Here is an 11,655-nt window from a genome sequence, read left to right on the forward strand (position 1 = left end):
TTCAGTAATCCAGTGAATAAGAGAACTTTACCATTGGGCACGTGTTCCATAAAGAATGCACCATCATCCGGTGCATTTGTAACGATAAGTGCTGTAATCGAACAGGGCTGCGACCAAAATCGTAAAGTGGGTGCGGGCCCCTGTGATCTACACTGATTAACGCAAGAATATCGAATAGGTGAAACCTGTCATGGCAGCAAATCAGGATACTGCACGTCCCCAGAACACCCGCTCCATTATGGGTTTTTTACAGGCCCATGCCCCCTTCTCAAACATGAACGAAGACCACCTCGCACACTTTGCTGAACATGCCACTCTGCGTTTTTTTGCCGACGGCGATGTGGTTCTGTCGCCAGATGACGGCATTGTCAAAAGGTTTTACGTTGTTAAGCAGGGACGGATTCGCGGCGAACGCCTAAACCCGAAAGCTGACAAAACCGAAACCACATTTGAGATCAGCTTGGGCGAATGCTTTCCAGTGGCCGCCATTGTCGGTGAGCGCTCCACACGAACACTGCACCGCGCGGCCGGCGATACGTTCTGCCTGAGCATTGAGCAGGACGCCTTTATTACTCTGTTCTCCGAAAGTGAGTCATTCCGTGATTTTTGCCTGCGCGGTGTCAGCAGCTTGCTGGATCAGGTAAACCAGCGCATACAATCAGGCGCGATGGCATCCATGGGGTCCAGCACCTCCCTGAGCACGCCTCTTGAACGCTACGCCCTTCGAAACCCTATTGTATGCTCGCCGGACCTGCCGGTACGTGAAGCAGTTGCCCGCATGCACCAAAACAGCGTCGGCAGTATTGTTATTACAGATGGCGAGCGCCGCCCGACCGGTATTTTCACCCTTCGCGATTTGCGAACAATGGTTGCTGAAGATACGTGCACCCTGGATGCGCCCGTTTGCCAAATCATGACCAAAGAGCCCTCCTGCCTGCCAGCACAAGCAGATGCTTTTGACGCCGCGATGCTGATGGCAGAACACCACTTCGCACACCTGTGCGTAGTGGATGACGAGAAACGGCTGATTGGCGTTGTGTCAGAACGGGATTTATTTTCCCTCCAGCGGGTCGATTTGGTTCACCTTGCCCGTACCATCAGCACCGCCACGCACTTACGCACACTGGTTAGTTTACGTGCCGACGTATCCAGGTTGGTAGACGCCATGCTGGCTCATGGCGCAGATTCCGGGCAGGTAGTCAAGATTATCACTACACTTAACGACGTTACCGTGCGGCGGGTTCTTGAACTGAATATCAAAAAGAACGACCCTGGCCTCCCTTTCACCTGGCTCACATTTGGTAGCGAAGGCCGTCAGGAACAAACTCTGCTGACCGATCAGGATAACGGCATTCTTTTCCAGACACCGGAGGGCATGACCGAGGGCCAGGCGCGGGAAAAACTGCTGCCATTTGCTCAAACCGTTAACGACGAACTCGCGGAGTGCGGTTTTACGCTATGCAAGGGCAACATTATGGCCAGTAACCCCAAGCTGTGCCTGAGTGATCGGGAATGGGATGACTGGTTCACCCGTTTCATCGACGCCTCCACCCCGCAAAACCTGGTTTACTCGTCCATCTTCCTGGATATGAGATCGGTATACGGGCCGACCGACTCTTTACACAATCTTTTAAAAAAGGTGCTTACACGCATCCGCAAGAATGAACTGTTTCAAAAAATGCTTGCGGGTAATGCGTTTCAGAGAAAGCCACCACTAACCATGTTCCGCAATTTCCGTTACGTTTCTGACGGTAAAAAACGCAGCCTGGATCTGAAGCGTCAGGGCTTGGCTCCTTTTGTAGAATCCGTACGCGTATTTGCACTGGCCAACGGCGTTGAATGCGCCAACACACTTGAACGGATGGATGCACTTGTTCAAAAAGGTGTTTTTGATGACAAAGATGGCAATGCCTGGAAAGATGCCTACAGCCTCATTCAGGCCATTCGCATGCGATCACACCAGGAAATGCTCAATAAAGGTGAAGAGCTCACCAACTATATAGACCCCGACGACCTGAATCCCCTGGACAGGCGCATTCTCCGCGAATCATTTCGACAGGCTCAGCGTCTGCAGCAAAAGCTCGAAATTACTTATCAACTCTGACCCCCAGGCCGTTGCCCCATGTTGGAAAAAATCAAGCAATGGATTGAGCATCGCCGCTCAGGACTGACCAGCAACATGCCACCTGAGAATCTGCCCAGCCCCAAAAGCCCCGGGGACCAACTGCTCTCAGACTGCCGCCTAATCGTGCTGGACCTTGAGACCACGGGGTTGCACCCCAACAAGGATGAGGTAATTGCGGTGGGTGCCGTTGCCATCACCGGTGGCGCCATTGATCTGAGCGATCAGTTCGATCTGATTTTAAGGCGCCCTGAACTGGATATCACAGAGACCGTGCTGATTCACGGCATCGGCACAGATGCCCTTACCCAGGGCCATGAAACCGAAGATGCCCTGCTATTTCTTCTGGAGTGGATGAATGGCGACCCAGTGCTTGCATATCACTCGGCATTCGATCAGAAATTTCTCGAGAAAACCCTGAAAGCCCAACTGGGATATACCCGGAGCCATACCTGGATGGATGTGGCAGAACTGCTGCCGGCGCTATTTCCGAACGCCCAGACTGGTGGCAAGGGGCTTGACCACTGGGCCGACTTTTATGGCCTTGAGGTCAGCGCAAGACACAACGCCGCCTCCGACGCTCTGGCGACCGCTGAGCTGACACTGATTGCATTGAACAAAGCCCGCAAGGATGGCCTGAAAACCCTGCGAGAGTTACACGATAAGCTTCGCTATCACCGCCGGCTGAAAAACATACATCGCATGTAAGCTAACCGACTGAATTTCCAGAAAACCACGCTCTTCACAATAAAAGCCACAGAATTAGACTATTTGCCAATACCTAAAAACCGCTTGACCGCTAAAGTCAATGATAAGGGCAGGTAGGGTAAATACAAACACAAATAACACACTCTCTGGCTCGCTCAGCTCACCGAAAATTTATTAAATATCAACAACAAAAAGACAGGAGTAATCCTATGTCAGGTCATAGCTACGACGCTGAAAAGTATTGGAAGGCAAACCTTCGCCTAATACTTGGCAGTTTAATTGTTTGGGCTCTGTGCTCTTATGGTTTTGCAATCCTTTTACGCCCCGCCCTCTCGGGAATCGCTGTCGGTGGCACGGACCTGGGCTTCTGGTTCGCGCAGCAGGGATCTATTCTCACGTTCATCGCACTGATCTTTCACTACGCGTGGCGCATGAACAGACTCGATAAAAAATTCGGCGTAGACGAGGAGTAATCGGATGAGTCAATTTGCGATCAACATTATGTTTGTGGGGGCGTCGTTCCTCATCTATATCCTCATTGCCGTCTGGGCCAAGGCCGGAAGCACGAAAGACTTCTACGTTGCTGGTGGTGGTGTTCATCCCATTACTAACGGCATGGCGATTGGTGCCGACTGGATGTCAGCCGCATCCTTCATCTCAATGGCTGGCATTATTGCTGCTGGTGGCTACGCTAGCTCAGCCTATTTGATGGGTTGGACCGGCGGTTATGTGCTGCTAGCCATGCTTTTGGCACCTTACCTGCGTAAATTTGGCAAATTTACCGTGCCAGAGTTCATTGGTGACCGATTCTATAGCAAGAACGCACGCTTGGTAGCAGTTCTGTGCCTTATCATAGCTTCCCTAACCTATGTTATCGGCCAAATGGCTGGCGCAGGCGTGGCCTTCTCCAGGTTTTTGGAAGTGGATGCCACAACAGGCCTGATTATTGCCGCTGTTGTTATCTTCATCTATTCAGTACTAGGTGGCATGAAAGGCATCACCTACACACAGGTTGCTCAATACTGCGTACTGATTCTTGCCTACACCATTCCCGCTGTGTTCATTTCATTACAGCTGACGGGCAACCCAATCCCAGCCGTCGGCCTATTCTCCACTCATATTGATTCGGGCATGCCTATTCTCGACAAGCTGAACCAGATCATCACGGATGTAGGCTTCAGAGAGTATTCTGCAGATGTCGACAGTCACCTGAACATGGTGCTGTTTACTCTGACTTTAATGATAGGTACCGCTGGCCTGCCCCACGTTATCATCCGTTTTTTCACCGTTCCGAAAGTGGCTGATGCTCGCTGGTCTGCCGGCTGGGCTCTGGTGTTCATTGCGCTGCTCTACCTCACAGCCCCGGCAGTTGCGTCCATGGCGCGCCTGAACCTGATGACCACCATTTATCCAGACGGTACCGCGGCTCAGCCCATTCAGTACGATGAACGCCCAAACTGGATCAAAGAGTGGGAAGTTACTGGTTTGATCGAGTTCACCGACAAAAACGACGATGGTCGTATCCAGTTATATAACGATGATTCTTCTGAAGATGGTCAGGCGTTTCAGGCAGAAGCCGAAAGCCGCGGCTGGGAAGGCAATGAGCTAGAGGTGAACCGCGACATTCTGGTGCTTGCCAACCCCGAAATTGCCAACTTGCCCGGCTGGGTTATCGGGCTGATCGCGGCCGGTGGTCTTGCAGCAGCTCTGTCCACAGCGGCTGGTTTGCTCTTGGCTATCTCTTCAGCCATCAGTCACGACCTGATCAAAAGATCAATCAACCCAGCTATTACCGAAAAAGGTGAATTACTGGCTGCTCGTATCTCCATGGCGGTTGCGATCGTTGTGGCCACTTACTTAGGCGCTAATCCTCCCGGGTTCGCGGCACAGGTAGTGGCTCTGGCATTTGGTATTGCCGCAGCTTCCCTGTTCCCGGCTCTGATGATGGGCATATTCTCCAAGCGCATCAACAATAAGGGTGCTGTTGCAGGCATGTTGTGCGGCCTGATATTCACCTTATCGTATATTTTCGTGTATAAGGGATGGTTCTTCATTCCGGGCACGGCCAATCTTGCAGATACCGCCGAAAACTGGGTTTTGGGCATCTCGCCTCTGTCGATTGGTTCCATTGGTGCCATCGTTAACTTTGCGGTAGCCTTCGCTGTATCCAATGCAACTGAAGAGCCGCCCGTTGAGATTCAGGAACTGGTTGAAAGCGTTCGCTACCCACGTGGCGCCGGACGAGCTCAAGACCACTAAGCAACCACTCAGCCTGATACACTCATCGAATTGACAGGTTGTTACTGAACGGGCTTCCTCCATGAGGGAGCCCGTTCTTTTTTAAGGAAGTAGTTTATGTTTTGGACTTTTGTCGCCACTGTTATCTGTGGACTGGGTGCAGCGGGCATCGCTCTCGGAATCCGGGCAGTCACCCGTAACAAGGCACCTAAATGGCTTATTCCGGTATTTGCTGGGGTGGGTATGCTGGGCTACCTGATATACGGGGAGTACGCATGGTATGACCATAAACTGTCGCGCTTACCTACCGAAGCTGTGGTTGTGAACACAGAAAGCAGGGGTATCTATTGGCGCCCTTGGTCTATGGTTTTTCCTTATGTTACGGCATTCTCTGCGGTGGACACTCAGAGCATTGCACGGGACACCAACAATCCGGATATCGTGCGCTTCACTCTCTACCGTTTTGAGCAAAAAATAACAGACACGGTTTCTCACCGGGTTCATATTATTAACTGCGCAACTCGAGAACTGGTTCCAATCGGCTCTGACGGAACACCGAGGGTTGATAACCTCAAAACCCTGAATCGCACCGATGTACTCTACGCTACGGTCTGTACCGACTGAAGCACTGGGAAGCGGGGCAGTCAACCCGCCAAACCTGACGGAAATGGTTAAATATGATTAGCGTCTGGCTGCTGGTTTTAATTTCCATCACCTACATTTCAATTCTGTTTATCATCGCCTGGGCGGGCGATAAACATCCGGGATTGTATCGTAGACGCTTGGCCCGGACGCACGTCTATTCATTGTCACTGGCGGTTTACTTTACCTCCTGGACCTTCTATGGCGCTGTAGGAAGGGCCACCCAAGAGGGTCTGGGGTTTCTGCCCATCTACCTTGGCCCCCTACTGGTTTTTGTTTTCGGTGCGCCACTATTGCGGCGAATCATCTATATAAGTAAGCGAAACAACAGCACCTCTATTGCAGACTTTATTGCTTCCCGATACGGCAAATCCCAACTGCTCGCTGCCATGGTTGCCACCTTCGCGCTAATTGGCAGCGTGCCCTATATCGCACTACAGCTGAAGGCCATCGCCATGGGCTTCAGCGTACTATCCAGTGCGGGCACCGGAGATCAGGAGCTGAATACAGTAGCGTGGAACGATGCCGCCTGGTATATCACCCTGGCGCTAACCGTCTTTACTGTACTATTCGGGACCCGCCATCTGGAATCCACTGAACACCATCGCGGCATGATTCAGGCGGTCGCTTTTGAATCACTCATTAAACTCGTGGCTTTTGTTGCCGTTGGGCTATTTGTTGGATACGGATTATACAATGGCTTTGGTGACCTGCTGAATAATGTAAAGCAGGCAGACCTGAGTGGTATTCTCACCACGGAATCCATAGAAGCACCTGCTTTTATCACCCAAACCCTTGTTGCGATGTTAGCCATCATCTGCCTGCCAAGACAATTTCATGTCATGGTGGTGGAAAATGCCGATCATCGCGATTTCAAAGTTGCCCGCTGGGCCATGCCTGTTTACCTCATTGTGGCGAGCGCATTCGTGCTGCCTATTGCTGCAGCGGGCCTCTTAGCACCTGAAGCCGTGGCCAGCAACCCTGATATCCTCATCCTTCAATTGCCCATCATGGCCGGCAACGATTGGCTTGCTATTTTTGCCTTTTTAGGCGGCGGATCCGCGGCTGCTGCCATGGTTATCGTCTGCTCTGTTGCCATTGCCACCATGGTAAGTAATGAAATCATCATGCCAGCTTTGCTCAAGTTCTTCCGCCCACGAATGAATCGTCAGACTGATTTAAGCTCCTTGCTGCTTGGCATTCGCAGGGTCGCGATCTTTGTGGTTTTACTGACAGCCTACGGCTTTTACCGTATGGCAGGCGAAGATTACAGTCTGACCGCATTCGGGCTATTGTCGTTTGCTGCAGCGGCACAATTTGGACCGGCATTAGTGGGCGGTATTCTCTGGCGACGCGGCAATGCAACAGGTGCAGCCTGGGGCCTGGCACTCGGCTTTTTCCTTTGGTGCTACACCTTGCTGTTGCCTGCGCTGGCATCAACAGGCTGGTCTACCGATTCACTGATCAACGAAGGCATTTTGGGGCTTCACTGGACAAGGCCAACAGCATTGTTCGGGCTGCAACTCGATCAGACCAGCCACGGCATTATTTGGAGCTTAGGTGTTAATACGCTGGTGTACGTTTTGCTTTCCCTGGTCACACGCCAGCGGGTGCGAGAGAAAATCCAGATTGCCTCATTTTTTCAGGACCCGCACCCCAAAGGCGATACAGTTCAGCACCAAAGCTGGCAGGAGGAAATACTGACATCTGACCTGCAGGCCCTCACCGACAGGTTCATGGGCGAGGAGCGTTCGGAAACCGTATTCCGGAATTATGAGCGTCGCAATGCCATAAGACTACACCTGCATCGACCGGCCTCACCGCATTTGATGAAATATATAGAACGCCAACTGGCTTCAGTGATTGGTGCGTCTACCGCACGGGTAGTTCTTGAATCGACCCTTACGGGCCGAGACATGCAGATTGAAGACGTCGTCAGCATTGTTGATGAGGCATCACAGGCTATGACGTTCAGCCGTGAGCTGCTGCAATCGGCTATCGAGAACATTAGTCTTGGCGTGTCAGTGGTTAATCAACAACAGCAACTGGTGGTCTGGAACCATCGTTACCTGGAACTGTTTGTCTATCCGAAGGGGTTTGTGAGAGTGGGTCGGCCAGCAGAGGACCTGATGCGCTATAACCTTACTAATGCCAACCTTCCAGCCCGGCGAATTGATGACATTATTGCCAATCACTACGCCAACATGCGGGACGGCCAGCTGATTTCTTATGAGCGTCAGAGGCCCGACGGAACGGTTGTTCGAGTAGAGGGAAGCCCGATCCCTGGAGGCGGCTATGTCACCACATTCCAGGACATCACTGCGATGCGCCGCACTGAGCAGGCGCTGAAAGAAACAAACACCTACCTTGAGCAGCGGGTGAAAGAACGTACCCAAGAGTTGCAAGTGATCAACGAGCAAATGTTGAAAGCCAAATCGGTTGCGGAGCAGGCAAACCAGAGCAAAACCCGTTTTCTTGCCTCCGCAAGCCACGACCTCTTACAGCCGTTGAATGCCGCGCGCCTGTTTACCTCGGCGCTTGCAGACAAAGCCATTAGCACCGAAGCCGAAGAGCTTGTAGATCATATTGACAGCTCACTGGGTGCGGCAGAAGAAATAATCAGTACCCTTTTAGACATTTCCAAACTCGACGCGGGAGCATTAGAGCCAAATCTTGGGGTATTCCCGGTCAACGAAATTATGCGTCACCTGGCAATCGACTTTAAGGCTATTGCGGAAGACCAAGGCCTTAAGCTTCACGTGGTGCCCAGTAGTGCCTGGATCCATTCCGACGCCAAACTTCTGCGCAGGGTTGTGCAGAACTTTCTTTCAAACGCGATTCGCTACACACCCGGCGGCAAAATTCTGCTGGGTTGCCGTCGCCTCAAAGGGTACCTGCGTATAGAGGTATGGGATACAGGCCCGGGTATTCCTGATGATCAGCTGACCTTTATTTTTGAAGAATTCCGGCGTTTTCAGCACGGCCAGGACAAAAAAGGCCTTGGGCTTGGCCTGGCAATTGTCGACCGGATAAGCGGCATGCTGCACCACCCCGTAAGCGTTCAATCGGTTCAGGGTAAAGGCAGTGTGTTTGGCATAACAGTTCCCCTTGCTCAGGCTGACCAGGCGTACCAGGCAGCTGAGCCATTGGCCTCTAGCGCTCGCCGTGTCTCAACCCTGGGCGGCCTTAAGGTGCTTTGTATTGATAATGACCCTGCAATTTTGCACGGAATGGTCGCGCTTCTAAGCAACTGGAAGTGTGATGTTACAGCTGCTGCAAGCCTGAAAGACGCCCAGGAGCAATTACAGGGTAGACAGCCCGATATTATACTTGCAGATTATCAGCTTGATGATGACAAGAACGGGTTGGACGCAATGGACACAATACGCCGCACAGTAGAGTGTAAAATACCGGGCATATTAATAACCGGGTATATGGCTACTGACGTTCGCGACGATGCGATTGAGCGAGGGTATCAGGTTCTCTATAAACCGGTTAAACCTGCCGCCTTGCGAGCTATGGTGAATAAACTGTTGAAACAAAAACGCCCATGAACGCACCGAGTATGAACACCGTTCCCAGCGCAGACGCCTTCGGGAAACTTGCCTATCTTGTGATAGACGACTTTGAAAACTTCCGACTCTCGATGCGCCACATGCTTCAAAGCTGCGGTGCCAGCAATATCGAACTGGCTGCCAGCGCAAAGACCGCTGTTCAATACTGTACCTACAACCACGTTGACGTAGTTCTCTGCGACTACAACTTGGGCGAAGGCCGAAATGGCCAGCACATATTAGAAGAATTACGCCATAAAAAACTTTTAAAGCGGTCGTCACTTTTTCTGATGGTGACGTCCGAGACATCCAGGGAGATGGTGATGGGAGCTCGGGAAAACCAACCCGATGCCTATCTGACCAAACCTATTAACCGCTCCGTATTAGCGGAGCGGTTAGGAAGCCTGATTAATCAGCGCAACGCCTTGTTTCCCATCAACCGTGAAATCGACCGGGAAAACTATCCCGAAGCCATTTCACTCTGTGTAAGGGCGCTTAGCCGAATACCACGCTATAAAACCTGGCTTATGAAAACCCTCGGGGAACTCTACTTCCTATTAGGAGACCTGTCTCATGCAATCAAAGTGTACGAGGAAGTTCTTTCCCGGCGCGAGCTGTCCTGGGCCCGGCTTGGACATAGCAAGGTACTACTGGCCAACCATCGTTACGGAGAAGCCGTACAAAGCCTGCGGCAGTTAATTGTCAGCCACCCCGATTACGTCGAAGCCTATGATCTTCTTGCTGAAGGTCTTGAGCGTCAGAATCGTCCGGGGCAGGCTCAAAAAGTATTGGAACGTGCCACCGGGTATTCACCTAATGGGATGCTTCGACAAAAACACTTGGCTGAACTGGCAGAATCAAACCAGGATATGGAAACAGCTGCCCAAGCATGGCGGCAAACAGTCCGCTTGGGGGCCCTTTCCATTCACGACAACGCGAGTCACTACCTGTCCCTCAGCCAAACTCTTTGCGACCTGAGTGAAGGAAATACAGGCAAAGAAGGAAAGACGCTTGCCAGTGAAGCTTTTTCTGCTCTTGATAGCCTGAAAAAACGGTTCCCGGACAATGACATTCTTGAACTTCGTAGCCAAATTATCCAATGCCGAATACACGCTGGCCAAGAACGTTTACCAGAAGCCAATGCACTACTGGACAGCATTCGACCAAGATTAACACACAGCCGCTCGCTGGGCCTGGAGACAGGCCTGGACTATGCAAAAACACTTTACCGCCTTGGCGGTAGTAACGAAGCTACAACGTTGCTTGGAGAATTAACAGAACACTTTGGTGACAACCCTGAGGCCGTCAAAAAATTTGAAAGCCTTCTGGATGAGCCTGTTGGTTTTCGCACGAAAATCAAAGCCCGTCGTCTCAACCGGGAAGGCATCGCGGCGTTTGAATCGGGCAACCTGAAAGAGGCCGATGCTATCTTTAGCAAAGCTCTGGAAATGATCCCGAACCACCCGGCCCTGAACCTCAACAAGGTGCAGATTCTGATGAAAGAGTATAGCGCCACAGATGGCAGTACCAGTCTAATAGAACGCTGTCAGCATCACCTGGATCGCTTACTTGATCTCCCTGAACAACACGGACAATACCGGCGCTACCTCGCTCTGCGACGCAAACTGAAGGCACTGAACCCATGAAAAACCGCAATATAGACTTCTCAATGGTTCTGGCCTCGACCGTGCATGATATGAAGAACTCATTGGGGATGCTGCTCAACTCCCTGGATGAACTGAGGGTAGAAAACGAGGACAAACTGGACGATTTCTCCAGGTTTAATACTCTCCAGTATGAAGCAGAGCGTATACACAACGATTTGGTACAGCTTCTTGGAATTTACAGACTGGGTGAAAACAACCTCTCTGCGCACATGGAGGAGCATTTTGTTCCTGACTTCCTGTCAGAGCATCTCGCCAGGCATACACCGCTTCTTAAAGGATTAGATATCGAGTGTGTCATTGATGCCCAAGAGATCAATGGTTTTTTTGATGCCGACCTACTAACGGGAGCCCTCAACAACATCATTAATAATGCAATCCGCTATACGAAAACCAGAATCAGACTAACCGCCCATGAACGCAATGGGTATCTTGTTATCGGTGTTGAGGATGATGGTGGAGGGTACCCCGAACACATGCAACACAGCGGAACATTGAGTTTCAAATCATTGGACTTCAATACCGGTAGCACAAGCCTTGGCCTGTTCTTTGTTTCTGCGATTGCGGATCTTCACAGCGAGGGAAAGCGCACCGGTTGCATCAAGCTTCACAACGGTGGTTCTCTGGGTGGTGGTATTTTCGAAATCTGGTTGCCATAACAAAAGCTAACCGCCCCGGAATGATTAGACAAATAGCAGGCAAAAAAAACCCCCACCGGCGCGCCGAT

At 51.4% G+C, this 11,655-nt stretch carries 8 protein-coding genes; all 8 read left to right on the forward strand.

Going from position 1 to position 11,655, the window contains the following annotated elements; all coding sequences use genetic code 11:
• The first annotated feature begins 190 nt into the window (after window positions 1-190).
• On the forward strand, window positions 191-2,104 hold the full coding sequence (locus tag ACTHYN_RS10035; protein ID WP_441812311.1) for a putative nucleotidyltransferase substrate binding domain-containing protein: 1,914 nt from the start codon (window positions 191-193) through the stop codon (window positions 2,102-2,104).
• Between the two features lie 18 nt (window positions 2,105-2,122).
• Entirely contained in the window at window positions 2,123-2,830 is a 708-nt protein-coding gene (locus ACTHYN_RS10040) for a 3'-5' exonuclease (RefSeq protein ID WP_441812312.1), read from the forward strand.
• A 209-nt stretch (window positions 2,831-3,039) separates the two neighbouring features.
• Window positions 3,040-3,303, forward strand: coding sequence for a DUF4212 domain-containing protein (locus ACTHYN_RS10045; RefSeq protein ID WP_441812313.1), 264 nt, complete (start codon window positions 3,040-3,042; stop codon window positions 3,301-3,303).
• Window positions 3,304-3,307: 4 nt separating this feature from the next.
• Window positions 3,308-5,089 (forward strand): sodium:solute symporter family protein, encoded by a 1,782-nt coding sequence (locus ACTHYN_RS10050; RefSeq protein WP_441812314.1) that lies wholly within the window; start codon window positions 3,308-3,310, stop codon window positions 5,087-5,089.
• 96 nt (window positions 5,090-5,185) lie between these two features.
• Window positions 5,186-5,692 (forward strand): hypothetical protein, encoded by a 507-nt coding sequence (locus ACTHYN_RS10055; protein WP_441812315.1) that lies wholly within the window; start codon window positions 5,186-5,188, stop codon window positions 5,690-5,692.
• Window positions 5,693-5,745: 53 nt separating this feature from the next.
• Entirely contained in the window at window positions 5,746-9,264 is a 3,519-nt protein-coding gene (locus ACTHYN_RS10060) for a NahK/ErcS family hybrid sensor histidine kinase/response regulator (protein WP_441812316.1), read from the forward strand.
• Window positions 9,265-9,275: 11 nt separating this feature from the next.
• Complete coding sequence (locus tag ACTHYN_RS10065) at window positions 9,276-10,910, forward strand: response regulator (RefSeq protein ID WP_441812317.1); 1,635 nt, start codon at window positions 9,276-9,278, stop codon at window positions 10,908-10,910.
• On the forward strand, window positions 10,907-11,587 hold the full coding sequence (locus ACTHYN_RS10070) for a sensor histidine kinase (RefSeq protein WP_441812318.1): 681 nt from the start codon (window positions 10,907-10,909) through the stop codon (window positions 11,585-11,587). Before ACTHYN_RS10065 ends, ACTHYN_RS10070 begins: the two co-directional genes overlap by 4 nt.
• The last annotated feature ends 68 nt before the right edge of the window (window positions 11,588-11,655 follow it).

The sequence above is a fragment of the Marinobacter sp. genome (genome assembly GCF_052091845.1).
Lineage (GTDB): Bacteria > Pseudomonadota > Gammaproteobacteria > Pseudomonadales > Oleiphilaceae > Marinobacter.